The organism is Calidithermus chliarophilus DSM 9957, from assembly GCF_000430045.1.
Classification (GTDB): Bacteria; Deinococcota; Deinococci; order Deinococcales; family Thermaceae; genus Calidithermus; species Calidithermus chliarophilus.
Genome location: NZ_KE387023.1, coordinates 1,732,518 through 1,757,763, shown reverse-complemented (window position 1 = coordinate 1,757,763; position 25,246 = coordinate 1,732,518). Strand labels below are relative to the sequence as shown.

The 25,246-nt window shown below is 69.4% G+C and carries 21 protein-coding genes and 1 pseudogene; 7 read left to right on the top strand and 15 right to left on the bottom strand.

All coding sequences use genetic code 11. From position 1 onward, the window contains the following. Positions 1-39: 39 nt before the first annotated feature. The gene (locus MEICH_RS0108615) at positions 40-1,287 is read right to left on the bottom strand and encodes an SLC13 family permease (protein ID WP_027892271.1); all 1,248 of its coding nucleotides are present in this window, start codon (positions 1,285-1,287) and stop codon (positions 40-42) included. Between the two features lie 116 nt (positions 1,288-1,403). Between MEICH_RS0108615 and MEICH_RS0108610 the strand changes: the two genes are divergently transcribed. Continuing rightward, a complete protein-coding gene (locus MEICH_RS0108610; protein ID WP_027892270.1) occupies positions 1,404-1,625 on the top strand; it encodes a hypothetical protein in 222 nt (73 codons plus the stop codon). Between the two features lie 12 nt (positions 1,626-1,637). After that, positions 1,638-1,874: a hypothetical protein gene (locus tag MEICH_RS0108605; RefSeq protein WP_147372784.1), complete on the top strand. Its 237-nt coding sequence runs from the start codon at positions 1,638-1,640 to the stop codon at positions 1,872-1,874. Between the two features lie 60 nt (positions 1,875-1,934). Here MEICH_RS0108605 and glyA read toward each other — a convergent pair whose 3' ends face one another. The 6 genes from glyA to bshB1 all read right to left on the bottom strand — a co-directional run bounded on the left by glyA (position 1,935) and on the right by bshB1 (position 10,160). Continuing rightward, positions 1,935-3,167, bottom strand: a complete 1,233-nt coding sequence (gene glyA / locus MEICH_RS0108600) for a serine hydroxymethyltransferase (protein WP_027892268.1) — start codon at positions 3,165-3,167, stop codon at positions 1,935-1,937. Between the two features lie 273 nt (positions 3,168-3,440). Next, on the bottom strand, positions 3,441-5,522 hold the full coding sequence (pta, locus tag MEICH_RS0108595; RefSeq protein WP_027892267.1) for a phosphate acetyltransferase: 2,082 nt from the start codon (positions 5,520-5,522) through the stop codon (positions 3,441-3,443). Positions 5,523-5,551: 29 nt separating this feature from the next. Further along, positions 5,552-6,733: an acetate kinase gene (locus MEICH_RS0108590; protein WP_027892266.1), complete on the bottom strand. Its 1,182-nt coding sequence runs from the start codon at positions 6,731-6,733 to the stop codon at positions 5,552-5,554. Between the two features lie 574 nt (positions 6,734-7,307). Next, positions 7,308-8,738 (bottom strand): ammonia-forming cytochrome c nitrite reductase subunit c552, encoded by a 1,431-nt coding sequence (locus MEICH_RS0108585; RefSeq protein ID WP_013158408.1) that lies wholly within the window; start codon positions 8,736-8,738, stop codon positions 7,308-7,310. Positions 8,739-8,750: 12 nt separating this feature from the next. After that, entirely contained in the window at positions 8,751-9,269 is a 519-nt protein-coding gene (gene nrfH, locus MEICH_RS0108580) for a cytochrome c nitrite reductase small subunit (RefSeq protein WP_027892265.1), read from the bottom strand. 210 nt (positions 9,270-9,479) lie between these two features. After that, positions 9,480-10,160: a bacillithiol biosynthesis deacetylase BshB1 gene (bshB1, locus tag MEICH_RS0108575; protein ID WP_027892264.1), complete on the bottom strand. Its 681-nt coding sequence runs from the start codon at positions 10,158-10,160 to the stop codon at positions 9,480-9,482. 119 nt (positions 10,161-10,279) lie between these two features. Here bshB1 and MEICH_RS0108570 point away from each other — a divergent pair, with 119 nt between their 5' ends. Beyond that, on the top strand, positions 10,280-10,897 hold the full coding sequence (locus MEICH_RS0108570) for a hypothetical protein (RefSeq protein ID WP_027892263.1): 618 nt from the start codon (positions 10,280-10,282) through the stop codon (positions 10,895-10,897). A gap of 236 nt (positions 10,898-11,133) precedes the next feature. On the opposite strand, the gene plsY is transcribed toward MEICH_RS0108570, so the two are convergent. Both plsY and MEICH_RS0108560 read right to left on the bottom strand, forming a co-directional pair. Next, complete coding sequence (plsY, locus tag MEICH_RS0108565; RefSeq protein WP_218916412.1) at positions 11,134-11,742, bottom strand: glycerol-3-phosphate 1-O-acyltransferase PlsY; 609 nt, start codon at positions 11,740-11,742, stop codon at positions 11,134-11,136. A 79-nt stretch (positions 11,743-11,821) separates the two neighbouring features. Beyond that, on the bottom strand, positions 11,822-12,811 hold the full coding sequence (locus tag MEICH_RS0108560) for a potassium channel family protein (protein WP_027892261.1): 990 nt from the start codon (positions 12,809-12,811) through the stop codon (positions 11,822-11,824). A 65-nt stretch (positions 12,812-12,876) separates the two neighbouring features. Between MEICH_RS0108560 and MEICH_RS0108555 the strand changes: the two genes are divergently transcribed. Then, a complete protein-coding gene (locus MEICH_RS0108555; RefSeq protein WP_027892260.1) occupies positions 12,877-13,623 on the top strand; it encodes an SIR2 family NAD-dependent protein deacylase in 747 nt (248 codons plus the stop codon). 422 nt (positions 13,624-14,045) lie between these two features. Here the strand turns inward: MEICH_RS0108555 and der are convergent, their stop codons facing one another. Then, on the bottom strand, positions 14,046-15,371 hold the full coding sequence (gene der, locus MEICH_RS0108550; RefSeq protein ID WP_027892259.1) for a ribosome biogenesis GTPase Der: 1,326 nt from the start codon (positions 15,369-15,371) through the stop codon (positions 14,046-14,048). Between the two features lie 471 nt (positions 15,372-15,842). Next, the gene (locus MEICH_RS0108545; RefSeq protein ID WP_051304057.1) at positions 15,843-16,286 is read right to left on the bottom strand and encodes a copper chaperone PCu(A)C; all 444 of its coding nucleotides are present in this window, start codon (positions 16,284-16,286) and stop codon (positions 15,843-15,845) included. 60 nt (positions 16,287-16,346) lie between these two features. Between MEICH_RS0108545 and MEICH_RS0108540 the strand changes: the two genes are divergently transcribed. From MEICH_RS0108540 to MEICH_RS0108530, 3 genes are all read left to right on the top strand, one after another. Then, positions 16,347-16,961, top strand: coding sequence for a lysophospholipid acyltransferase family protein (locus MEICH_RS0108540; protein ID WP_027892257.1), 615 nt, complete (start codon positions 16,347-16,349; stop codon positions 16,959-16,961). A gap of 35 nt (positions 16,962-16,996) precedes the next feature. Further along, on the top strand, positions 16,997-17,752 hold the full coding sequence (locus MEICH_RS0108535) for an exodeoxyribonuclease III (protein WP_027892256.1): 756 nt from the start codon (positions 16,997-16,999) through the stop codon (positions 17,750-17,752). Positions 17,753-17,824: 72 nt separating this feature from the next. Further along, positions 17,825-18,265, top strand: a complete 441-nt coding sequence (locus MEICH_RS0108530; protein ID WP_027892255.1) for a hypothetical protein — start codon at positions 17,825-17,827, stop codon at positions 18,263-18,265. Here the strand turns inward: MEICH_RS0108530 and MEICH_RS0108525 are convergent, their stop codons facing one another. From MEICH_RS0108525 to MEICH_RS30145, 4 genes and pseudogenes are all read right to left on the bottom strand, one after another. Continuing rightward, positions 18,266-18,910, bottom strand: coding sequence for a DUF92 domain-containing protein (locus MEICH_RS0108525; RefSeq protein ID WP_027892254.1), 645 nt, complete (start codon positions 18,908-18,910; stop codon positions 18,266-18,268). Between the two features lie 204 nt (positions 18,911-19,114). Then, complete coding sequence (locus MEICH_RS0108520; RefSeq protein WP_027892253.1) at positions 19,115-21,343, bottom strand: RelA/SpoT family protein; 2,229 nt, start codon at positions 21,341-21,343, stop codon at positions 19,115-19,117. A 223-nt stretch (positions 21,344-21,566) separates the two neighbouring features. After that, positions 21,567-24,236 carry a coiled-coil domain-containing protein gene (locus tag MEICH_RS0108515; RefSeq protein ID WP_218916395.1) on the bottom strand — a complete coding sequence of 890 codons (2,670 nt, stop codon included), beginning with the start codon at positions 24,234-24,236 and terminating at the stop codon, positions 21,567-21,569. Positions 24,237-24,320: 84 nt separating this feature from the next. After that, positions 24,321-25,246 (bottom strand): annotated as a pseudogene (locus MEICH_RS30145) (hypothetical protein); the annotation flags it as partial.

Genomic DNA, 25,246 nt, shown 5'->3' with positions numbered 1-25,246 from the left:
GCCATGCCCACCTGAAGCCCGGCTCGAGCCGGGCTGATTTCATTGCGGGAGGTCGAGGAAGACGAAGGCCAGCAGGGCCCCCACGAAGGCCATGCTGAAACCCCACAGCAACATCTGGCGGAAGAGCCTCGAGCGGTCGGCGCCCTCCGGGAGCCCGGCCATGCACAAAGCGCCCAGGGTCGAGAGCGGGCTCACGTCCACCATGTGCGATCCGAAGTCGATGGCGACGACCGCGCGCACCAGGTCGCCCCCGCCGAGCTTCTCCAGCAATTCGGGGGCCAGGGGGACCATCAGCGGCATCACCACGCCCGAGGAGCTGCTGCCCACCGAGGCCAGGCCGCTCAGCAGGGCCAGGAGGGCGTTCACGGTGTCGGGGGAGCTGTAGCGCGCCAGCAGGGAGGTGAGCAGCTCGAGGCTGCCCAGCCGCTCGAGCAGCCCCATCAGGATGCTGATCCCCCCGATCAGCATCACCACGCTCCAGGGGAGTTGGCGCATGGACTGCTCGAGGTCGCCCAGCTTGAGCAGGGTCAGCAGCGCCGCCAGCACGAAGGCCCCGGCCACGGGCGGGACGTTGAGGACCATCACGCCCAGCACGAAGAGCCCGATGGCCCCCAGCGTCAGGCGCTGGGCGGGGTTCAGGGCCACCCGGCCCACGCTCACGCCCTCGACGGGGCGGCCCACGCGGTAGCCCCCGAAGAGGGCATAGGCCAGCAGCGCCGTCACCGACTGGATGGCGGCCACCGCCAGGAAGATGCGCACCGGTAGCCCGGGCTCCTCGAGGCCGATCCGCTGCAGCAGCGCGGCGTTGATGCCGCCGGTGACGGCCGCCGGGGAGAAGGTCCCCGCGTTGGCCCCCGTGCAGACCAGGATCGCCATCAGCGTGGGGTTGATCCCGGCCCGCGCCGCGATGCCCATCGCCACCGGGGCCAGCAGGGCCGTGGCCGCGATGTTGCCCGGCCCCAGGGCGGAAAGCGCGAAGGTGAGGAGGAAGAAGACGAGGGGGAGCACCCGGCTGTTGCCCCGGGCCAGCCGCAGCACGGCCCGCGTGATCTGGTCGAGGGTGCCGTTGGAGCGGGCGAGCTCGAACAGCAGCGCGATGCCCACCACCGTGAGCAGGAGCTGGGCGGGCAGGAAGGCGCTCACCTCGGCCACGCCCAACCCCAGCAGCCCCATCCCCAGCCCGAAGGCGACGGCCGTCGCCAGCACCCCCACGTTGAGGTCGGGGCGCACGGCCCCCAGCACGAGCACGACGATCAAAGCCAGCAGGGCGAGGAGCGCGGGCGTCACGCCTCCATGATGCCCGATCCCCGCGGCCGGAGTGTCCCCGGCTCAGAAAGATTTCAGGCCCGGCCCAGACCCCGTTCAGGGGCCCGGCGTAGGCTCAGGAGCACAGGAGGTTGGTCATGCGAATCTTCGGAGTGGTGCTCATCGTGGTGGGGCTGGCGGTCCTGGCCGTGCCCCGCATCACCTTCACCGAGCGCGAGAAGATCGTGGACTTCGGGCCGCTCGAGGTCCAGACCGAGCGCACCCGCAGCATCCCGCTTCCCGACGTGCTGGGCGGGGTGGCGGTGGCGGCCGGGGTTCTGCTGGCCCTGTTCGGTGACCGGGGCCGCCGCGCGGCGTAGCGGGGGGTGAACATGCAGGCACCGGGATGGTTTTACCGCGGCATCGGGTGGGTGCTGATCGTCGCCGGGCTGCTGCTGGTGCTGGGGGTCCAGCTCTTCGACCCCAGCCCGGCCCCCGGGCTCAGGGTGAGCCCGCCCAGCAACGACGCCACCTACCGCGTGCCCTTCCTCGAGGTCTTCGGCGGGATGTCGGTGGTCGTGGGGATCGTTTTTCTGCTGCTGGGCCGTCGCAAGCAGCCCGGGTCCTGACGCCGGCGAAGGTTTCACCCCTCACCGCCGGGCGGTGAGGGGTGTTCGTGGGGCCGGCTCTCAGGGCATCGGGTGGGCCAGGGCCAGGGCCCGCACCCGTTCGCGCAGGTCCTCGCTGGGGCCCTGGGTGAGGGCCTCGTCGATGAAGGCGGCGATGAGGGGCATCTCCTCGGCGGTGAAGTCGCGGGTGGTGATGGCCGGGGTGCCGATGCGGATGCCCGAGGTCACCCAGGGCTTCTCGGGGTCGTAGGGCACGGTGCTCTTGGAGACGGTGATGTTGACCTTGTCGAGGGTGTTGGAGGCCTTGTTGCCCTTGATGCCCTGCGGGCGCAGGTCGAGGACGAAGAGGTGGTTGTCGGTGCCGCCTGAGACCACCCGGTAGCCGCGCTCGACGAAGCTCTTGGCGAGGGCCTGGGCGTTTTCGATGATCCGGCGGGCGTAGTCCTTGAACGAGGGCTGCAGCGCCTCCCAGAAGGCCACCGCCTTGGCCGCGATGACGTGCTCGAGCGGCCCCCCCTGCGTGCCGGGGAAGATCATCTTGTCGATCTTGGCGCCGATCTCGAGGTCGTTGGAGAGGATGAGGCCCGAGCGCGGCCCGCGCAGGGTCTTGTGGGTGGTGGAGGTCACCACGTGGGCGTAGGGCATGGGCGAGGGGTGCAGCCCGGCGACCACCAGCCCGGCGATGTGGGCGATGTCGGCCATCAGGTAAGCGCCCACCTCGTCGGCGATGGCGCGGAACTTCTCGAAGTCGATGACGCGGCTGTAGGCGCTGGCCCCGGCGATGATCAGCTTGGGCTTGTGCTCGAGGGCCAGCTTGCGCACCGCGTCGTAGTCGAGGTACTCGGTCTGGGGGTCCACCGGGTAGCCGATGACGCGGTAGTTGAGCCCCGAGAAGTTGACCGGCGAGCCGTGGGTGAGGTGGCCGCCCTGGTCGAGGGCCATGCCCAGCACGGTGTCGCCCTTCTCGAGCAGCGCGTAGTACACGGCGAGGTTGGCGCTGGAGCCCGAGTGCGGCTGCACGTTGGCCCACTGCGCCCCGAAGAGCTCCTTCGCGCGGTCGATGGCGAGCTGCTCGATCTGGTCGATGACCTCACAGCCGCCGTAGTAGCGCTTGCCGGGGTAGCCTTCGGCGTACTTATTGGTCAGCACGCTCCCGGTGGCCTCGCGCACGGCACGGGAGGTGAAGTTCTCGCTGGCGATGAGCTCGAGGCCCTCGCGCTGGCGGGCCTCCTCCTTGGCGATGAGGTCGAAGAGCAAGTCGTCACGGGCGGGGTTTTCGGGCGACTTAATCACGCCAACAGTATAAGTCGATAGTCGATGGTCGATAGTCGATGGTCGATAGTCGATGGTCGATAGTCGATGGTCGATAGCCGATAGCCGAACGCCTAACGCCGAACGCTAAGCGCGGGTCGTACGTCTGATGCGGGTCGTACGTCCTACGTCGTACGCAATACGCAAGACGCGGGACACCTCGACCCTCGGCCCTCGACGCCGGCCGGGAGGGACGGGGGGGTTCCCACGAGCCACGAGCCTCCCGCCCTTTGCTGATGGCTGACCGCTGACGGCTTACCGCTCCCCGCTCCCTGCCGCCCCGCGGTCGGCCTGGATGGCGGTGAGGGCGATGGTGTAGACGATGTCGTCGACGAGGGCTCCTCGAGAGAGGTCGTTGACGGGCTTGCGCAGGCCCTGGAGCATGGGGCCCACGCTGACCACGCCGGCGCTGCGCTGGACAGCCTTGTAGGTGGTGTTGCCGGTGTTGAGGTCGGGGAAGATGAACACGGTGGCCCGCCCGGCCACGGGGGAGCCGGGGGCTTTCTGCTGGCCTACGCTCTCCACGCTGGCGGCGTCGTACTGCATGGGGCCGTCGATGACGAGGTCGGGGCGGCGGGCCTTGGCGATCGCGGTGGCCTGGGCGACCTTCTCCACGTCCTCGCCCGCGCCGGAGGTGCCGGTGGAGTAGGAGATCATCGCCACGCGGGGGGTGATGCCGAAGGCGGCGGCGGAGTCGGCCGACTGGATGGCGATGTCGGCGAGTTCCTCGGCGTTGGGGTCGGGGTTGATGGCGCAGTCGCCGTAGACGAGCACCTGCTCGGGCATGAGCATGAAGAACACGCTGCTCACGAGCTTGACCCCCGGCGCGGTCTTGATGAGCTGGAGCGCGGGGCGCACGGTGTTGGCAGTGGTGTGGACCGCGCCCGAGACCAGGCCGTCCACCTCGTCCAGAGCCAGCATCATGGTGCCGAGCACCACGTTGTCCTCGAGCTGCTGCAAGGCCTGCGGCTCGGTGAGGCCCTTGTGCTTGCGCAGCTCGACCATGGGCCCCACGTAGCGCTCGCGCACCTCGTCGGGGTCGATGATCTGGACGCTGCTGGGCAGGGTGACGCCCTGGGCCTCGGCCACCGCCCGCACCGAGTCGGGCTTGGCCAGCAGCACGCAGCGGGCGATGCCCTTCTCGTGGCAGATCGCGGCGGCCTTCACGGTGCGCGGCTCGTCGCCTTCGGGCAGCACGATGCGCTTGCGGGCGGCGCTCGCCCGCTTGATGAGCTCGTAGCGGAAGGCGGGGGGGGTCATGCGGCGCTCCTCGGGGGTCTGGAGGCGCGCCTTGAGGGGGGCGGTGTCGAGCTTGTCGGCCACGTAGTCGAGGACCCGCTCCACGCGCCCCAGGTCGTCGAGGGGGATCTGGCTGTCCATCTGGGCCAGCCGGGTGGCGGTGGTGTAGGTGTCGCTCCCCACCATCAGCACCGGCAGCTCGGAGGTGAGCGCGGTGCGGCACAGGCGCTGGATCGACTCGTCGGGCGGCTGGTTCCAGGTGAGCACCAGCCCCGCCAGCGGCACCCCGCTGAGGTGGGCCAGCGACACCGCCATCACCACGTCGTCGCGGTCGCCGGAGGTGATGACCAGCGCCCCCGGGGTGAAGAGGCTGACGATCTGGGGCACGCTGCGGGCGGCCACGAAGGTCTTGCTGACGCGCCGGGTGGCCATCTCGCCCGCGTTGACCACGGTCGCGCCCAGGTGGTCGGCCACGTCCGAGACCCGGGGGGCAGTGAGGTCGGGGTTGAGGGGGATCACCCCGAGCTGGGCCAGCTTGGCGTCGGCGAGGATCTTCTTGCGGGTGCGCAGCTTGGAGGTGTAGGTCTCCTCGGCGGGCGGGGCGAAGTTGAGGATGTAGCCCACCACCCGCTCGCCGAAGCTGGGCAGCATCAGCTCCATCTGGTCGGCGATCTCCTTGGGCGTGGAGCCCTGGAGGGTGGTGACGAGCACGGTGAGGGCCTCGAGGTTGCGCGCCATCTCCGCGTTGAGCCGCGCGGCGTAGGCGTTGGCAGCCCCCAGGGCCAGCCCTTCCACCACCACCACGTCGGCGCCCTCGGCCGCGAGCTGGTAAACCCGCATCACCTCCTCCATCAGGTCGTCCTCCTGGCCCTCGCTCAGCAGGTTCTCGGCACGTCCCAGGGGGATGGGGTCGGGCACCGCGATGCGCCCCACCTCGCGGGCGAAGTGCACGCTGCGGTCGGTGGCCGAGTAGTCCTGCGCCACCGGCTTGCAGAAGCCGACCCTGAGCCCCGAGCGCTCGAGCGCCCGCACAATGCCGAGCGCGGTGCTGGTCAGGCCCACGTTGGGGCGGGTGGGTGCGACGAAGATGGCTTTCACGGGCTTATCGTAGCGCTTCCAGCGGCGGCTCAGGCCAGGACCGCCCGGGTCTCCCAGGCGATCATCAGCTCCTCGTTGGTGGGCACCACCAGCGCCAGGGGGCTCCCTTCGGCGGTGATCGGCCCCGCCTGGCCGCGCACGGTGCGGGCGTTTTGCTCGGGCTCGAGCCGGAAGCCCAGGATTCCCAACTGGCCCAGCACTTTTTCCCGCACCAGGCTGCTGTTCTCCCCGATCCCGCCGGTGAAGATGAGGGCGTCGAGGCGGCCCAGCGGCACGCACATGGCGGCGACGTACTTGGCTAAGCGGTAGCAGAAGACCTCCAGCGCCAGCCTGGCCCCCGCGTGGCCCTCGGCGGCGGCCCGCTCGAGCTCGCGCATGTCGTTGGAGAGGCCGGAGAGCCCCAGCAGGCCGCTCCCCTTGTTGAGCACCTCGGTCACCTCGCGCAGGCTCAGGCCCAGGTTTTCGGCCAGGAAGGCGTGGATGCCGGGGTCCACGTCGCCCGAGCGGGTGCCCATCACCAGGCCCTCGAGCGGCGTGAGCCCCATGCTGGTGTCCACGCTCCGGCCCCCCTTCACCGCCGTGATCGAGCAGCCGTTGCCCAGGTGGGCGCTGACGAAGGCGCTGTGCTCCAGCGGAATTCCCAGCAACTCGGCGGCCCGCCGGGTCACGTACTGGTGGCTGGTGCCGTGGAAGCCGTAGCGCCGCACCCCGTGCTCGCGGTAGAGCACCTCGGGCAGCGCGTAGCGGTAGGCGTGCGGCGGCATGGTCTGGTGGAAGGCCGTGTCGAAGACCGCGACGTGGGGCAGGCCGGGGAAGGCCTCCATCGCCCCCCGGATGCCCTCGAGGTTGGCCGGGTTGTGCAGCGGCGCCAGCGGCACACACGCCTCGATCTGCGCGACCACCTCCGGCGTGATGCGCGTGGCCTGCCGGAAGCGCTCCCCCCCGTGCACCACCCGGTGCCCCACGCTCGAGACTTGCTCGAGCAACCCCCGGCTCCGCAAGGCCTCGAGGATCCCCCGCATCGCCACCGCGTGCCCCTGCCCCGGCAGCGGGCCAGCCTGCTTGCCCTCGCCGTCCGTGACGATCAGCCGGGGCTCGTCCTCGAAGAGCTTCTCCGCCAGCCCGCTGAGCACCGTGCTCTGGTTGGAGGGCTCGAGCAGCGCGAACTTGAGCGAAGAACTCCCGCAATTCAGCACCAGAATCAGGCTCATCACCGACCATCCTAACGGCAGGGGGAGGACAAGATTCCCTTTCTGGAGTTGGACGTAGAACGCTGATGGTCGATGGTCGATGGTCGATAGCCCATAGCTGATAGCTGATAGCCGATAGCCGATAGCTAAAAATCATCCACTTGGGTTGTGCCCCGCCCGCAGGCCGACTACAGCCCCACTCCCCAGGGGACACCCGCTCGACCTGCGGGCCCGTCCCCGGCCGGGGTGTGCGGCTCACGCGGGGGGTGGGCGGGGTGGCGCAGACGGGCACGCCGCCGGGTCAAGGTGCGGCCCGCACCCCCGCACACGCGGGCACTGAGGCCCGGCGGCATGTCCGCGAGGGGGTGGCCGTAGGCCATACCGGCTCTGCCGGTAACCTGGAGTCCCTTGGGGGCCGCCAGGGGGAGCAGGTTTCCGGCGTATGCCGGATCGCGTACCGCGATGCCCTCGCCATGTGGAATGGCCTCCCCCTCCGGCCCCTGACGGCGGAGCGGTCCCCGCCAACGTCATTCACCCAATAATCCCCACCAGCGCGAAAGGGCGCACCACCGTGCGCCCCTTCTGCGCGGGATATTTAGCGCTGGGTGGCAGGTTTCGCGGCCTGCTGAGCTTTGACGGCCTCGAGCTGCCCCTGCCGCGCGAAGTCGATGGCCTCGCCCAGGATGCGGGCGGCCTCCTGCGGCGCGTGGAAGCCCAGCGAGTTCTCGGCGTTGACGTAGTCGGTGCGCCACTGGGCCGAGCGCTGGAGCTCGCGGGCCTTTTTCAGCGCTTCATCCGAGGCCCCGGCAGCCTGCGCGGCCTGGATGGCCCGGATCAGGTCCACCACCGCGTCCTCCGCGGAGTCCATGAGCTTCTTGGTGCGGCCCTGGATGGTCTCGACGCGGGCCTTGATCTCTTCCTCGGGGTAGTTGTGGCAGGTCTGGCAGGCCTGGGCCACGTTCAGCATGGGGCTGCGCACGTGGTGGTTGGAGACCTTGACCGCGCCTACCCGCTGGTAGGGCATGTGGCAGTCGGCGCAGGCCACGCCCGAGCGCGCGTGGATGCCCTGCGACCACATCTCGAACTCGGGGTGCTGGGCCTTGAGCACGTCGGCGCCGGAGTCCTTGTGGGTCCAGTCCTTCCAGTTCACGTCCTTGTAGTGCTGCTCGATCTGCTCGACCTTGAGCCCGTTGTGCCAGGGGAAGGTGAGGGTCTTGTCGGGCGGGGCGAAATGGTACTCCACGTGGCACTGCCCGCAGACCATCGAGCGCATCTCCTGGCGCGTGGCGTCGGTGTTGGGGTCGTACTCCTTCTTGCGGTCGCCCTGGCGCCAGCGCTCGAGGCTGGGCAGGTGGGGCACGGGGTCGTCGGACTTCGCCAGCGCCCGGATGCCGTTGATGAAGGCCGGGCGGGTCACGCGGATGGACATGGTCTTGGGGTCGTGGCAGTCGATGCAGCTCACCGGGTGCTCGACGAGCTGGGTGGCCTCGGCGTAGGGCATCTTGTTGATCTCCTCGAAGCCCTTGAAGATGGCCTCCATGAAGTGCGCGTCGTCTTTGGGGATGCCCGCCTTCACCCCCGCCTCGCGGAAGGCGGTGACCACGCTGGCGTGGCAGTTGAGGCAGGCGCCGGGCTGCTTGAACTGCTTGACCCGCTCGGTCTCGCGCTGGTCGACGAGCATGTAGGCGTGGCCCCGGTCCTCGCGGAAGTCCACCGCGAAGGGGTAGCCGTTCCACAGGACCCGCAGCCGGGGGTCCTGGTCGAGCCGCTGGATGGCCTCCGAACCGCCGTAGCGCGTGCGCACGGTGTCCACGGTGCGCTTGTAGGAGTCGTACTGCAGGGGGAAGTTCTTGCCCCAGACCTCGGGGTCGGTGGTGTCCTCGGTGATGTCGGCCACGCGGAACACCGTCTCGCGGGCTTCAGCCTTGCGGGTGTTGATGTTGTTCAGAAGCACCAATATCCCGATCGTGCCCAGCAGGGCAAAAACCGCGACCACTGCGCTGACCCAGATCCATCGTCTCGCCATAATTTCCCCCGGTTACTCGCCGTGCCCCACGCCCCGGTGGCAGTGCACGCAGCCGAATGAGCCGTCGCCCGCCGACCGGAAGCCGGCGTGGGCGTCCTGAAAAGCGGTCTGGGCCTGTAAGACCCCGCCGATGAGCCCCTGGTGGCACTGCACGCAGTTGTGCTCCACCACCGCCGCGCTGCGCCGCCCGATCTGGATGGGCTCGTGGAAGTCCTGCATGGTGAAGGCCCTCGAGTGGTTCCACCCTTGCTCGACCTTGGTGAGGTACTTGCCGATGAAGTCGTGGGGCAGGTGGCAGTCCACGCACACCGCCACGTGGTGGTGGCTCGCCTTCTGCCAGCCGTCGTAGACCTCGCGCATGATGTGGCAGTTGACGCAGGCTTTGGGGTCGTTGGAGAGGTAGGAGAGGGCTTCGGCGTGCTGGGCGGTGTACAGCCCGGCCCCGCCCAAGACGCCCACCAGCCCCGCGGCCACCACGACGATGCCCCCGCGCCTGAGCCACTGCGATAGCCTGGACCAACCCTGCCGCATTCGTCCTCCTCGAGACGCTGGATTTGTTCGCCGCTGGCTCGCCGGGTCACGGCACGGCTCGAGCCAGATACCTGCTAGACCGCTCCACGACAGAGCGTACCGCCCCAGTTCGACCGGCACTTAGAGATAGATGTCCCGGTAACGCGATATCTACCAGCTTATCAAAAGAATTCCAGGCGGGCTAGCCTGCCTCGGGGCCGTTCTCACGTTTTAGTACCAGGGGACCGTGAGCAGGGGGAGCGGGCTCACCAGCGGCTCGGCGTACCCCACCCCCAGGTAGTTGCCCCACTGGCGGCGCAGGGCCTTGCGGGCCTCCACCCCGGCCAGGCTCACCGTCTCCGAGGCGGCCTCGCCGAAGAACTGGCTGCGGTGGGCCAGCACCGCAGCCTCCCAGGTGTCGATGTAGGCCGAAACGTCAACGAGCAGGGTAGGCGTGACGGGGTAGTTGCCGGGGTAGAAGAAGAGCCTCGAGACCCGGTGCGCCTCCCCCTCGACCCGCGCCCGCGGCAGCGCAGCGAAGTGCGCGGCGCTGCGGCAGAGGTGGTGGGCCCCCGTGTGGTCGGGGTGGCGGTCGGACTCGTGCGGCACGATCAGCACCGCGGGGCGCAGCTCGCGCAGGGCGTGGGCGAGGCGGGCGACCTGTTCGGGGGTGTCCCGCAAGGAGCCGTCGGGGAAGCGCAGGTTGCCGCGGTAGTCCAGGCCCAGGATGCGGGCGGCCTCCGCGGCCTCCTCCAGGCGCTCTTCGGGGGTGCCCTTGGTGCTCATCTCGCCGAGGCTGAGCTCGAGGATGCCCGTGCTCAGGCCCTCGGCCTTGGCGCGGGCCAGCAGCCCCCCGCAGCCCAGCTCGGCGTCGTCGGGGTGGGGGGCGATCACCAGCAGGTCGAGCGACACGCTATGGTTTATACCAGAAAAGGCCAAGCAGACTCCGCGGCCGAAGGCTGTGACATTTGAACAATTCGATGAACGATTGCTCAGGGCGGGCGCTCTCACCGAGCGCTAGGATGTAGGGTATGCAGGCTACAGTCGGCACAGGAATCGCCGAGGTGGAGCGGCTGATCTCCGAGGGGCAGCGCTTGCAGCAGCAGTTGGGCGAGCTGGGCGAGGTGCTGCGCCAGACCGCGCTCCAGCTCGAGCAGGGCACCCCGGCCCACTCGGGGGTGACTTCCCAGCTCGTGGAGGTGTCGCGGCTGCTGGAGGGCTGGTACGGACAGGCCCAGGAGCTGCTCGGCAAGAGCCCCGACGAGTTGGTTCTGCCCAAGGTGATGGAGGCCCTGCACGGCCACAAGCACCAGCTCGAGCTCGCCCAGATCCGCCAGCAGGCCCTGGATGTGCTGGACGACATCAGCGCCCTGACCTACTCCAGCGCCGAGGAGTTCCTCCCGCTGTCCGGGTTGCAATTCGACGCCCTGAGCTTGCTGCGCGACATCCAGACCGCCCCAGTGCCCGGCGAAACCGCCCGCGCCCTCGCCGCCGGGAAACACCCCTACAACGCCCTGCTGCGCCTGGCCCTCGAGCCCGCCCTCCCCAACGACGAGTGGCTGAGCCTGCTGCAGCACCTCAGCCAGGAACTCGGCACCGAGCTCGCGGTGGCGGCGGCGCGGAGGCAGTTGGTGCTGGGGGAGGGTTAGGGTCGATGGTCGATAGTCGATAGCCGAACTCGGATCGTACGTCCTACGTCGTACGCGAGACGCCAAACGCAAGACGCCTTGTCACCCCCCTTAGCAAGGGGGGTTAGGGGGGATAAACCCTCCCCGCGCGCGGGGAGGGCCGGGGTGGGGTTCCTTTCACCACGGGCCGCTAGCCACCAGCCACGAGCCTTCCGCTCTTTGCTGACGGCTGATAGCTGATGGCTGACAGCCCAAAATTACCCGGTGCTCGAGGTCTCCGTCGCCGGGACCTCGGGTTTCACCCGCTCGCCGAAGCGGCGTTCGTTTCCGGCTTGCAGGCGGCGGTAGTTCTCGCGGTGGGTCCAGAAGATGAGCAGGGCCAGCAGGGCCAGCGTCAGGATCTCCCACAAGGGGCGGCCCAGCGCGATGGCGACGATCACCCCGGACATGGCGCCCACCATGCTTCCGGCCGAGACGTAACGGGTCAGCCAGATCACGCAGATGCCGATGGGGAGGATCATCAGGCCCACCAGGGGGTCGAGCACGACGGTGGTGCCCATGCTCGTCGCCACGCCCTTGCCGCCCCGGAAGCGCAGGAAGACCGAGTAGTTGTGCCCGAGCACCGCGGACACCGCGACCAGGCCGAGCTGCAGCCCGTCCAGGCCGAACAGCCGGGCGATGAGCAGGGCGATGCCGCCTTTGAAGATGTCGAAGAAGGCCACGACCAGGGCCGGGCCCCAGCCCAGCGTGCGCAGGATGTTGGTGGCCCCGGTGTTGCCCGAGCCGACTTTCTGGATGTCCACGCCGTAGGTGCGGGCCACCCAGGCCCCGGCGGGGATGCTGCCGAAGAGGTAGGCGAGCAGCATGATGATCAGCGTTTCCACAGTTTCCCTATTCTAGCGTGCCCTTTTCTGGCCTTCGTCCAGGAGCAGGCGAGGGAGGCCTTTAGGCCCGGAGGAGGTCCTCGAGCCGGTCGAGCTGCTCCACCGTCCCCATCGCCAGCAGGCGGTCGTGGCCCTCGAGGGTGAGGTCGGGGTGAGGGTTGGCCATGGCCTGGGTGCCGCGGAACACTGCCAGCACGCTCACCCCCGGCGGGCACTCGCGCAGCACGTCGCGCAGGGTTCGGCCGATGAGGGGGCTGTGCGGCGGCACGGTGACGTCCTCGAGGTTGAGGCTCTCCGAGCCCCGGCGCAGCACCGTTTCGAAAAAGTCCACCACGCTGGGCGAGAGGATGAGGTGGGCCAGGCGGCGCCCCCCGATGGCGTAGGGCGAGATGGCCCGGTTGGCCCCGGCCCGCAACAACTTGCCGATGCTGTCCTCGTCGACGGCGCGGGAGACGATGAAGAGGCCGGGGTTGAGCACCCGGGCCGAGAGCACGACGTAGAGGTTGGTGGCGTCGTCGCCGGTGGTGACGATGAGGCCGCTGGCCCGCCGGACCCCGGCCCGCTCGAGCACCTCGTCCTTGGTGGCGTCGCCCGGGAACAGCAGCATCCCGTGGCCCTGCGCGTACTCGCGGCCCGCCTCGCTGGGGTCGACCACCACGAAGGGCACCCCGGCCTCCTTGAGCTCGAGCGCGGCCTGCTTGCCCACGCGGCCCAACCCCGCCACGATCACGTGTTCCTTGAGGTGGTCGATCCGCTCGAGCACCTTGCGCCTCCCTCCCGGGTCGGTCAAACGGCGGGTCACCAGATGGTCCATCACCACGCCGAAGCTGTAAAACAGGCTGCCGATCCCCACGAAGCCCACCAGGATGGCCCACAGCCGCCCCGCCGCGTCCAGCTTGTACACCTCGCCGTAACCGATGGTGGTGATGGTGATGGCGGTCATGAACAGCGCGTCGAGCCAGGTGGCCTGGTGGGGCCTCCACAGCAACCAGAAGCCCGCCGTGCCCAGCGGCAGGTACAGCCGCGTGCGCAGGTCGAGGCCGGGGGGCACGACCCCATTGTAGGCAGGCCCCCAGCGAACGAGCCAGCACCCGTGCCCTGCCCTATGCTGGAGTCGTGAACGACCTCGACGCCGCCCGCCAACGCCTCAAGAGCGCCCACCGCGTGGCCGTGCTGACCGGTGCGGGCATCTCCAAACCCTCGGGCATCCCCACCTTCCGCGACGCCGCGGGGCTTTGGAAGGACTTCGACCTCGAGGAGTACGCCACCCCCGGCGCCTACGCCAAAAACCCGCAGAAGGTGTGGGAGTGGTACGCCTGGCGCTACAAGAACGTGCTCGAGGCCAGGCCCAACCCTGCCCACGAGGGGCTGGTGCGGCTGGAGGAGAGCCTGGGCGAGGGCTTCGTGCTGGTGACGCAGAACGTCGACGGCCTGCACCGCCGGGCCGGCTCGAGGCGCGTGGTCGAGCTGCACGGCAACATCACCCAGGGCCGCTGTGAGCGCTGCGGGGAGCGCTTCCCCCTGCCCGCCCCCCAGGACTTCACCCCGCCCCCCCACTGCCCCGCCTGCGGCGCTCGAGGCCGCCCCGACGTGGTGTGGTTCGGCGAGCTGCTGCCCGAAGGCGCCTTCGACCGGGCGCTCGAGGCCTTCGCGGCCTGCGAGGTGGCGCTGGTCATCGGCACGAGCGGGGAGGTGGAGCCCGCCGCCAGCCTCGGCCGCGTCGCCTACCACAGCGGGGCCTACCTCATCGAGATCAACCCCGAGTCGACCCCCCTCTCCCCCATCGCCGACTGCTCCTTGCGCATGGGCGCGGTGGAGGGGATGGAAGCGCTGATGCAGGCGTTTCGGTTAAAGGAGCCTTGAACCTGTAACCCGAGCAGCTAATAACGGTCATTTAACACCCCCTCGGCCACACTTAAGCGGGAGGATGGGGGTATGGACGGCTGGATTTGGGGTCTGTTTCTGATGGCACTATTCGCCCTGACCTCCTGGACAGGGGGCTCGAGGCAGCGGTGAGCTGTCGATGGGGTTGATTGTCGATAGCCGGTAGCCAAAAGCTCGTGGCGTGTGGCTCGTGGTGAAGGGAACCCTCCCCGCCGGCGGGGAGGGTTTATCCCCCCTAACCCCCCTTGCTAAGGGGGGGACAAGGCGCCCCGCGTCTTGCGTTTGGCGTCTTGCGTTTGGCGTCTTGCGTTTGGCGTTTTGCGTTTGGCTATCGGCTATCAGCTATCGGCTATGGGCCATCGGCGTTCGGCGTTCGGCGTTCGGCGTTCGACGTACCCACCTTACTCCTCTTCCTTCCCCTTCTCCTTGCCCTTCGGGTCACGCCGCCCCCGGAAGACCATCTTGAAAGGGATCTCCTTGATGCCCAGGTCCTCCCCGATCCTGTTGCGCAAATAGCCCTCGAAGGCCCGGGTCACGAACTCGGGGTAGTTGACGAAGAAGACGAAGGTGGGCGGGGCGACTTCGGGCTGGGTGAGGAAGAAGATCTTCAGCGGCTTGCCCTTGAAGTTGGGCAGCGCCACGTGGGCGGTCCACAGCGAGAGGAAGCGGTTGAGCTCGGCGGTCTCGCGGCGCTCGCGGGCCACGGCGTACAGCCGCGCGGCCTCGGAGAAGAGCTTGTGCAGGTTCTCCTTGGTCACGGCCGAGACGTAGACGCGGGGGAGGTGCTCGAGGTGCGCGAGCTTGAGGTTGAGGTCGGCGCGCACCTTGCGGGCTTCTTCCTGCTCGACGAGGTCCCACTTGGTGATGGTGAGGATCACCGGCTTGCCGGCGTCGAGGGCCTCGTTGGCGAGCTTGAGCTCGCGGTCGCCGACCTCGAAGGGGTCGATGACCAAGAGCACCACGTCGGCGTCGAGGATGGCGTTGTGGGCGCGGCTGATGGCGATCTCCTCCACCAGCGTCTCGGGGCGCTTGCGGATGCCGGCGGTATCCACCAGCAAAAAGCGGTTGCCGCCGTAGTCGAACTCCACGTCGATGACGTCGCGGGTGGTGCCGGGCTGCTCGCTCACGATGACGCGCTCCTCGCCCAGGATGGCGTTGAGCAGGCTGCTCTTGCCCGCGTTGGGGCGGCCCACGATGGCGATGCGGATGGGCACCACCTCGGGCTCGTCGTCGGCCTGGCGCACGGGCAGCCGCGCCCAGATGGCGTCAACGAGGTCGTCGAGGCCGCGGGCGTGCGCGGTGCTGGTGGGGATGGGGTCGCCGAAGCCCAGGGCGTAGAGGTCGCCCAGGTAGTTCTCGTGCTTGGGGTCGTCCACCTTGGTGGCGACGACGAGCACGTTCTTGTGCTGGCGGCGCAGGAAGTCGGCGACCTCGAGGTCGGCGGTCGCGAGGTCGGAGCGCCCGTCCACGGCGAAGAGGACCAGGTCTGCGGTCTTGAGCGCCTGCTCGACCTTCTCCTTGATCTTGTGCTCCCACACGTCGCTCGACCACATCCCACCGCTGTCGATGAGCATGAAGCGGCCCTTCTCGGTCTCGACCACGTGCTCCTTGAGGTCGCGGGTGACGCCCGGGGTGTCGGCCACCACGGCGGTGCGCTTGCCCACCAGGCGGTTGAAGAGGCTGGATTTGCCCACGTTGGGCCGGCCCACGATCAGTACGCGATACATAAGAATCTCCAGGGCGCGGCTTGCCCGCGCGTTCAAAGGGTCATTGTACAGGGTGCCGGTGGCCGAACGCCGATAGCTGATAGCCAAACGCAAGACGCTAAACGCAGAAGGTCGGTCGTACGTCCTACGTCGTACGTCCTACGTCGTACGCAAAACGCCAAACGCCAGACGCCTTGTCCCCCCCTTAGCAAGGAGGGTTAGGGGGGATAAACCCTCCCCGCCGGCGGGGAGGGTTCCCTTCACCACGAGCCACGAGTTGACGGATGATAGCTGACCGCTGACGGCTGATACCAGATTCGGTTGGTCCGTCACCGTTCGGTGACGGACCAACCCGACCGAAGGGATACGCTTGCTTCGCCGACCGTCAGGGAGGGGTGTGCTCTAGGATTCAAAAAGATAGCCTCCGGGCTCTTTGGATCGGATGATTATCTTTTTGAATCCGGTATGAGAGCTGACGGCTGTACTACCCCCTCACTGCGCCTTGACTACCGCCTGCACGGTGATGGACTTGCCGCCCTCGAGGCGGAACACCAGGGGCACCTTTTCCCCTTCCTTCAGGGTGCGCTTGACGCCCAGGAGCATGATGTGCTTGCCGCCGGGCTTGAACTCGAGCTTGCCCTTGGCGGGCACGACCACGTCCTTGAGCGGGACCATGGTGGTCGTCTGACCATGGGCGTTGTGGTCGGAGGCGGGCAGGGTCTTGGTCTCGTGGAACTCGGCCTTGAGCGCGACGGGGGTGCTCACGCCGAGCAGGCGGACGGGCTTGTCGGTGGGGTTGGAGAAGGTGAGGTAGGCGGCCAGGTTGGGGGTGGGCAGCAGGCGAACCCAGGCGTTCTGGGCGGTGAGGCTGTTCTGGGCGAGCACGAGCAGGCCGAGCAGGAAGAGGGTGTGGGGCAGCAGGCGCAGCACCTTCATAGCGACTCACGCTAGCACGGCAGGATGAGACAAATATCCCGCCCGGCTATACTGCTCACAATGCCACAAGTACACGTACCCAAGACCTTCGGGCAGCGCCTCGCCACGCGCGCGCTGGGGATGCTGGGGTGGAAGGCCGTCCTCGAGCCCCCGCCCGGCCCCAAGTTCGTGGCGGTGGGCTACCCCCACACCTCCAACTGGGACTTCCTCTACGCCATCTTGTGGAAGTTCGCCACGGGTCAGCCCATGAACTGGGTGGGCAAGAAGGAGCTCTTCCCGCCGCTGCTGGCCCCGCTGATGAAAGCCCTGGGCGGCATCCCCCTCGACCGCAGGAAGAAGGGCAGCGAGTTCGTGAGCCAGGTGGCCGAGCTTATCCGCAGCCGCGAGGCCATCGTGCTGGTGGTGGCCGCCGAGGGGACCCGCAGCCGCGCCGAGTACTGGCGCAGCGGCTTCTACTACATGGCCCTGGGCGCGCAGGTCCCCATCGCCCTGGGCTACCTCGACTACGCGCGCCGGGAGGTGGGCATCGGGGCCTACCTCTGGCCCAGCGGCGACATCCGCGCCGACTTCGACAAGCTGCGGGCCTTCTACGCCGACAAGGTGGGCAAGAAGCCCGAGAACGCCGGGCCCGTCCGGCTCAGGGAGGAAGTGCCGGAGCTCGAGGCCAAACCCTGAAGCGCCCGGGGTGCAGGCGCGGTAATTTGTGGGCCATGCGGGTGATCAGCCTCAACGTCAACGGCATTCGGGCGGCGGCGGCCAAGGGCCTGGCGGAGTGGCTCAAGGACCAGGAGCCCGACGTCATCTGCCTGCAGGAGGTGCGCTGCCTGCCCGAGCAGTTGCCGCGCGAACTGGGCAAGCTCGAGGGCTACCACGCCTACTGGCACCCCGCCGAGAAGCCGGGCTACAGCGGGGTGGGCCTGCTGTGCCGGGAAAAGCCCGAGGACGTGCAGGTGGGCATGGGCTCCGACTTCGACCGCGAGGGGCGCTTCCTGCGGGCCATCTTCGACGGCTTCAGCGTGGCCTCGGTCTACGTGCCCTCCGGCTCGTCGGGGCCGGTGCGCCAGGCCGAGAAGATGCGCTTCCTGGGCGAGTTCCTGCCCTTCTTGGGGGGGCTGGGGGGCGAGAACGTCCTCTGCGGCGACTTCAACATCGCCCACAAGCCCGTCGACCTCAAGAACTGGAAGGCCAACCAGCAGAACTCGGGCTTCCTGCCCGAGGAACGCGCCTGGATCGACGCGCTGCTGGCCGCAGGCTACCGCGACGTCTTCCGCGAACTGGTGGGCCCTGAGGCCGTGCACTACTCCTGGTGGTCGCAGCGGGGCCAGGCGCGGGCCAAGAACGTGGGCTGGCGGCTGGACTACCACTTCAGCACCCCGGGCCTCGCCGGGGTGGCCCACAGCCCGCGCATCCACCCCGAGCCCCTGCTCTCCGACCACGCCCCTGTGATCATCGACTACTCCCTTTGACCCGAATTTGCTATTAATTCCTAATAGCTGATCGGGGTGTCGATGCTCGCCGCGACCTTTATCACTCAACTGATGTTCGGGGTGCTCTGGCTCATCGAGCGCCGCGTCCGGCCGGGGCGCTCGAGGCTGGGGCTGTTCTACCTCATAGGCACTACCGCCGTGTTCCTGGCGAGCTACGCCCTCTCCCTGCCGCTGGGCGTCCGCTGGCTGGAGGACAGCGGGGTGTTCCAGGGGGATGACCTGCCGGATAGCGCCTTCGACGTCGCGCTGGACCTGCTGGTGCTGGGCCCGTTGGTCTGGCTCCTGGCGCGTGGCCCCATCCTGAAGCGTCAGGACGATCACTGGGCCGCCCGCTATGCCCTGGCCTACTTCGGCACGGCTCTGCTCCTGGGCGTCGGCCTCTTCGTCCAGGTGCACGGCCTGTACTTCCTGGCCTACCTGCTCGCGGCCTGGCGGGTGCGCCGCGCGAGGGTGCGGGAGGAGCAGCCCGACCGGGCAAGCGGGCTGGCCTGATCAGCCGGTGAGCCTCGAGACCGCCCAGGCCACGAAGCCGCCCAGGCCGGTCGCCAGCAGGTTGGTGAGGTCGTTGCCCCACCAGCGGTAGCGGTCCTCGAGGAGCCCCAGCAGGCTGTCCCACACCGCCCCGGCGACCCCGCCCAGCACCACCGGCCCTGCCGGGATTCCCAGCACGAAGGCCCAGGGGGCCATCCAGAACGCCCCCAGCACCAGCGCCAGGGTCCCGATCCCGCTCACCGCCGCGTTGGTCCCGCTCTCCACCCGCCCCCGTAGCGGGTGCCAGGCCCAGCTCGAGCGGCTGCCCACCTCGGTCGCCAGGGTGTCGGCCAGCGCCGCGGCGTAGGCCCCCAGGAAGAACGCCGGGGAGCCCAGCGCCAGCCCGACGGCCGCCGGCAACCCGTTGGCGAGCACCTGAAAGGCCGTGCGCCCGGCCCGGTCCCGGCTGCGCGGGTTGAGCCTCGAGGCCGCCGTCCCCGCCGCCACGAAGAAGATGACCACCAGCGCAGCCGGCAGCCCGCCCACCGCCAGCGGAATCCCCCCCACCAGCGCCGCCGCCCATGCCGCCCTGGGCCTGAGCCACCCGGCCAACTCCGCGAGATAACCGATGCCGAAGGCGACCAGGAGGGAGAGGGCGACGGACATTGCCCTAGGGTACAGCAATGGGGTAGCCGATGGCCGATAGCTGATAGCCGATAGCCGAACGCCAAACGCTAAGCGCAAGACGCCTTGTTCCCCCCTTAGCAAGGGGGGGTAGGGGGGATGAACCCTCCCCGCGGGCGGGGAGGGACAGGGAGGGGCAAACCACGAGCCAAAAGCTGACCGCTGACGGCTGAAAGCTGCTCGGTACTAGCGCACCGGCGACCAGTTCACCTCGCGCACGTTGCTCACCCGGCGCAGGCGCTCGTCGAGGGTGGCTTGTTCGCCGGCGTTGACCTCGATGCGGGTCTTGATGCTGAAGACCTTGCTCAAAGGGCTCACCGGGTTGGAGTTGACGCCCATGGCGCTCTTGCCCATCGAGGCGATGGCGTCCATGATGTCGCGCAGCAGGCCGGCGCGGTCGTCGGCGAGCACCTCGAGCTGCATCACCCGGCCCAGGCCCTCCCAGTAGGCGGGGACGATGCGGCCGGCGTCGCCCTCCATCAGGCGGCGCAGGTTGGGGCAGTCGGCCTTGTGGATGCTCACGCCGCGGCCGCGGGTCACGTAGCCCAGGATGGGGTCGCCCTTGTTGGGCATGCAGCAGCTCGCCAGCTTGAGCGGGGCGATGAGCCCGTTCTCCAGGCGGATGCCGAGCTGGTTGGGCGTGGGCTTGGGCTTGGCGGCCTCGACCACCGGCGGCTTGGGCACGAGCAAGCGGGCCACCTGCGGCGCGGTGATGCGGTTGCCGGCGAGGGCGAGGTAGAGGTCGTCGGGGGAGGAGGAGCGCACGAGCTTGCGGGCGGCCTCCTCGAGCTGGCTCTCCAGCGGCTTGGGGATGCCCCGGCGCTTGAAGTACTTCTCGAGCATGCGCGCGCCCTTCTCCAGCGAGTCCTGGCGCTCGGTGCCGCGGAAGTAAGCCCGCAGCTTGCTCTTGGCGCTGCGGGTCTTGGCGTACTCGATCCAGTCCTTGGAGGGGTGGGCGGTCTTGGCGGTGAGGATCTCGACGATGTCGCCGTTCTGTAGCTCGTGGCTCAGCGGCACGATGCGCCCGTTGACCTTGGCCCCCACCATGTGGTGGCCCACCTCGGTGTGGATGTGGTAGGCGAAGTCGACGGGCCCCGAGCCGGAGGGCAGGTTGATGACCTTGCCCTTGGGCGTGAACACGAAGACCCGCCCGCCCAGCAGGTCGCGGGTGACCACCTCCACGAACTCGCGCGAGCTCGAGAACTCCTGCTGCCACTCCTGGATCGAGTGCAGCCAGCTCACCCGGCGCCGGACCTCCTCGGGGTCGGTGAGGCCCTCCTTGTACAGCCAGTGGGCGGCGATGCCGAACTCGGCGACGCGGTGCATCTCGCGGGTGCGGATCTGCACCTCCAGCGGCAGGCCGTTGACCGCGATCACCGTGGTGTGCAGCGACTGGTAGCCGTTGGGCTTGGGCACGGCGATGTAGTCCTTGACCCGGCCCGGGATGGGCTGCCACAGCGCGTGGACCAGGCCCAGCACGTGGTAGCACACCTGCTTCTCGCGCATGGCCTTCTCCTCGGCGTCGTCGGTGAGGCGCGGCTCGAGGATGACCCGCAGGGCCAGCAGGTCGTAGATCTGGGCCAGCTCCTTGCCCTCGCGCTCCATCTTCTTCCAGATGCTGTAGAGGTGCTTGGTGCGCCCCGTGACCTCGAAGCCGCGCACCAGGCTGCGCAGGATCGAGTCGCGCTGCAGCACGGCCTCGAGGCTCTCCCGCGCCTTGTCCACCGCCGCCTCGCGCTCGTCGCGGTGGCTCTTGAGCCGCTCGGTGAGCTGGGCGTAGCCCTCGGGGTTGAGGTAGCGGAAGGAGAGGTCCTCCAGCTCCCACTTGAGCTGCCCGATCCCCAGCCGGTGGGCCAGCGGCGCGTAGATCTCGAGGGTCTCGCGCGCGATGCGGGCCTGCTTGTGGGGGGGCATGAACTCGAGGGTGCGCATGTTGTGCAGCCGGTCGGCCAGCTTGACGATGATGATGCGCACGTCCTCGGCCATGGCGATGAACATCTGGCGCAGGTCCTCGGCGTGCTTCTCCTCGGCGTGCTTGACCTCGCCCTCGCTGGCGACGTGGGCGAGCTTGTAGAGCTTGGAGACCTTGGTCTCCCCCTCCACGATCTTGCGCACCGCCGCGCCGAAGCGGGCCTCGATGGCCTCGGGCCGGGCCTCGGTGTCCTCGACGGTGTCGTGGAGCAACCCGGCCATCAGGGTGTCGGCGTCGAGCTTGAGCTCGGCCAGGATCTCGGCCACCGCCACCGGGTGGGTGATGAAGGGCTCGCCGCTCTTGCGCCGCTGGCCCTGGTGGGCCTCGAAGGCAAAATCCAGCGCCTCCCGCACCTTGCTCCGGGAGGCCGGGTTGAGGTGGCTGATTTTGGGCTCGAGCTGGCCCCAAAGTTGAGCTGGACTGACTTCGACCGCCTGCGACACTTCCCCTAGTGTAGCATTGGCCTCCCGCGAGATGGTTCAGGGCGTGACAACCGTGAGCGGGAAGCGGTCAGCTATCAGCGGTCAGCCGTCAGCTAGTGGCTCGTGGTTCACCCTCCCCGCCCGCGGGGAGGGGGTATCCCCCCCAGCCCCCCTTGCTAAGGGGGGCAAAGAAAGGGCGTTTGGCGTTTGGCTATCAGCTATCGGCGTCCGGCCATCAGCCCAGCTACAACTGCGCCAGCTCGGCCCGGTGCCGCTCGACCTGCGTCAGCAGGCGTGAGAGCAAGGGCTTCTCGGCCAGGATGAACAGGCCCTTCTCGCCCAGCGGGACCATGATCATGACGTTATGGGGCAGGGAGATCACCGCCAGACGGGTGGTGGCCCCCGCCAGTTCCCCTGCCAAGAGGCTCAGGTCGCTGAAGGCGTTGCGCACGCTCTGGGCGGCGGCGGGCAGTTTGCCCATCAGCACGCCGCTCTCCCCCACCAGCGCCACGGCCTCGACCCCGCGCAGGCGGAAGGGGGCCAGGGCGTCGTCGGACTCGCCAGCGGGGGCCTCCTCGGCGGGCTCGGCCTCGAGCGTGGCCGTGGCGGGGACCGGGGCGGGGGCCGGGGTGCTCGCGGGGGCGCTGGGGGCGGCCTGGGGCTGGGCGTCGAAGATGCCCAGCAGCGCGTCGAGCTCGCCGCCCTTGAGGTCTTGCATGAGGGCCATGGCGGCCTTGTGCTCCTGCTCGAGCTGGTCCACCAGCGGCATCGCCTCGGCGATGGCCTGGCGCACCTCGAGGATGCCCGAGGGCCCCACGCGGCCCAAGCGCTCGACCGCCGAGGTGAGGAACTCGATCATCGGCTTGAGGCGGATCACCGTCTCGCCACCCATCGCGCGGTGGGCGTTGAAGCGCTCGAGCAGTTGGGCCAGGCTCACCGCCACCTCGGCGCGGAGGTTGTCCTGCACCTGCACCAGCCGGGCCAGCTCGGCCTTGATGGGGGCGGTGTCGGGGATCTCGCCCAGCGCCAGGCGGTTGCGGGCGTCGGCCACCAGGCTCATCAGCTTGTCCTCGCCCAGGCCGCGCAGGCCCTGGGCGGCGGCCTCGTAGCGGCTGAGCTCCCCGGCGAGCTGGCGGCGGCGCTGGTTGGCCTGCTCGTTCAGGCGCTCCTCGAGCTGCCGCTCCAGCGCGGCCGGGTCGGGGATGCGCCCCTCGGCCAGCGCGGCGCGGGCGTCGGCCAGGCCCGCGAGCTCGACGCCCGCCTCCTGGGCCTTCTGGGCCAGGGCCTCCAGCCGCTGGGCCACGAGGTCGCGGGTGCGCTGGGTGAGCTGGTGCAGGTAGTTCTCCAGCGCCACGAGGTCGTTGCCGGGGGTCTCGATCTGCTGGAGGAGCTGGGCGTGGTGAACCTCCAGGCCCGCCACCACCGGCAGGGCCTGGGCGGCGGCCTTGAGGCTGGAGCGCTTGAGGCTCTCGTCGCGCTCCTTCTGCTCCTTGGTGAGGGCCACCATCAGCGCCGAGAAGTCCTGGCGCAGGGTCTGCAGGCCGGCCTCCTCGGGCTGCCCCTCGGCCAGGCGGGCCAGGTAGGCCTGTACCTGGGGGTGGTCGCGGTAGGTCGCCAGCGCCGACTCGGCCTCGGCGCGCAGGGCCTCGAGGGCCTGGGCCAGCCGGGCCAGCCGCTCGCGGCTCTCGCGGCGGCTGCGGGTTTCGGCCTCCAGCGCCTGCAGGTCCTCGGCGAGCTCGAGCAGGTCCTGCGGCACCGCCCCGCCCTGCAGCGTCTCCCAGGCCACCGTCAGCCGGGCCGCCAGCGCGGCGAGCTTGGCGGTGTCCACGTCGTCGCGGTGCTCGGGGGCGGAGAGCTGGCGCATGCGGTCGCTGAGCCACTCGTAGCGGGCGCGGGCCTCGGAGAGGGCCTCGGCCTGCGCGGCCTTGAGCCGCTCCTCGAAGGCGCCCAGCGCCTCGCCCAGCAGGTTGCCCTGGGCCAGCTCCCCCTCGAGGCGGGCCAGCTCCTCGGCCACGCCGGCGCGGGCGAGCACCGCCGCGTAGCGCTCCTTGAGGGTCTCGAGGCGGCGGCGGTCCTCGGCGAGGTCGATCTCGCGGATGCGGGTCTGCTGCTCCTGGCTGAGGCTGTCGAGGTCGATAACGATGTCCCAGGCCTCGCCGGTGGCCGTGGCGGCCTCGGGGGCGTCGGTCTCCACCAGCGGCTCGGCCGCCACCACCGGCTCGTCCTCGTCCTCGACGAAGAGCGCGGGCTCGGTGGCGTTGCGCGGGGCGCTGATGGCGCTCGACTCCACCAGCTTGCGCAGCTCGGCGGCCAGGGTGCGCGCCCGCTCGACCTCGGCCTGGGCCAAGGTCTCGCCGGAGTGGGCCTCCTGGATCTGGCGGATCAGCGACTCCAAGCGCCGGATCTTGGGCCCGCCGATCATCTTGACCCGCTCGAACACCGCCTGAAGGTCGGCGATGTCGCGGGTCTGGCGCAGCAGGGCGCTCTGCAGGCGCTCCTCGAGCTGCTGCAGCAGCTCCTGGCCCTCGCGCAGCATGCGGGTGGCCTCGGCGCCCTCGGGCTCCTTGCGCAGCACGCTGAGGATGCCGCGCAGGCGGGCGACCTCGGGCCAGTCGAGGTAGAGGCTGAAGCGCTTGAAGCCCGACTCCAGCGCCGCCAGCCCGCCCCCGACCTCGGCCCCGGCCTGTTCGCGCAGCTCCTTGAGCAGGCCGTCGACGAGGCTGCGGGCCTCGGCGGGGGTGCGGTTGGCCTGCAGCTCGCGGTAGACCAGGCGTTTGAGGATGCTCTCGGCCTGTCCGACGTCCAGGCGGTCGGGGTCGACCCCCAGCCGCCGCACGCCCTCCTCCAGGATGGACTGGGTCTTGGCGCCGAGCAGGGGCTCGAGCGACTGATACAGGTTCTGGTACAAAGACACTTGCGACGCCTCCAGCTCTAAGTTACCTCAAGCCCGCTGCACTCTCGGGTTCCGCCGCCGAGGGCCAGGTTCCTTCAGGGACGATTAAAACTCCTCGTCCCACTCCACGATGGTCTCGCTGGTGAGCTTGGGGTCGGGCGCGGCGCGCATGGGCGCGGTGGCGGCGAGGCCCGGGTTGGTCTGGACCACGGTGGTGGTGTTGCGGGCGCGGCGGTCCTGGATGAGCCCGAACTGCACGGCGATCCCCCGCAAGCCGGCCGCCGAGAGGCCGATCACCAGGAAGAGCGTGAGGCCCCACAGGAGCTGGGCGATCAGGCTGCCCTGGATCGAGAAGGTCGAGAGGGGCGCCAGGAAGGTCAGGTTGCCGAAGCGGGGGTCGGCCAGGATGGCGCTGACGTAGGCCAGCCCCTCGATCATGGCGGGCAGGAAGAGGAAGAAGAAGGCCAGGCCCAACAGGCGCCAGTAGGCGTTGCGCCCGCCGAAGGTAAGGTTGACGAGGTAGAGCGGGAACACCGCCAAAAGCGCCGCCAGGATGAACAAGAAGGCCCGGGGGATGCCCAGCAGCAACAGCTCGAGCTGCACCTGCAGGGTGTGGTTGAAGCCCAGGCTGCGCCCCTCCAGCCGCTCCTCGATCTCCTGCACCTCGGCCAGGGCCACGGCCAGGTCGGTGGCGCGCAGGCCTACCGCGTCCTGCATGCGCCCCAGCAGCCGGTCGAAGCGGTCGGCGAAGGCCGGGTCGAGGACCTGCACCACGGGGTAGTAGCGCTCCTTGTAGGCGTCGTGGGAGAGCTCGAGGTACTCGCGCACCTCCTCGAAGTTGCCGGTCTTGACGTGGGCGGTGGCCTCGCCCAGGCGGGCGCGCAGGTCGAGGTTCATGGCCCGCACCCAGTCGCCCAGGCCGGCGAAGCCCAGCCGCGCCAGCACCGCGTTCACCCGGGCCTGGGTCCCGGCGTCGAGCTTGCCCTCGTAGCGCTCCTCGTGGCCGTCCGTCGCCGCCCGGACCGGGCCGG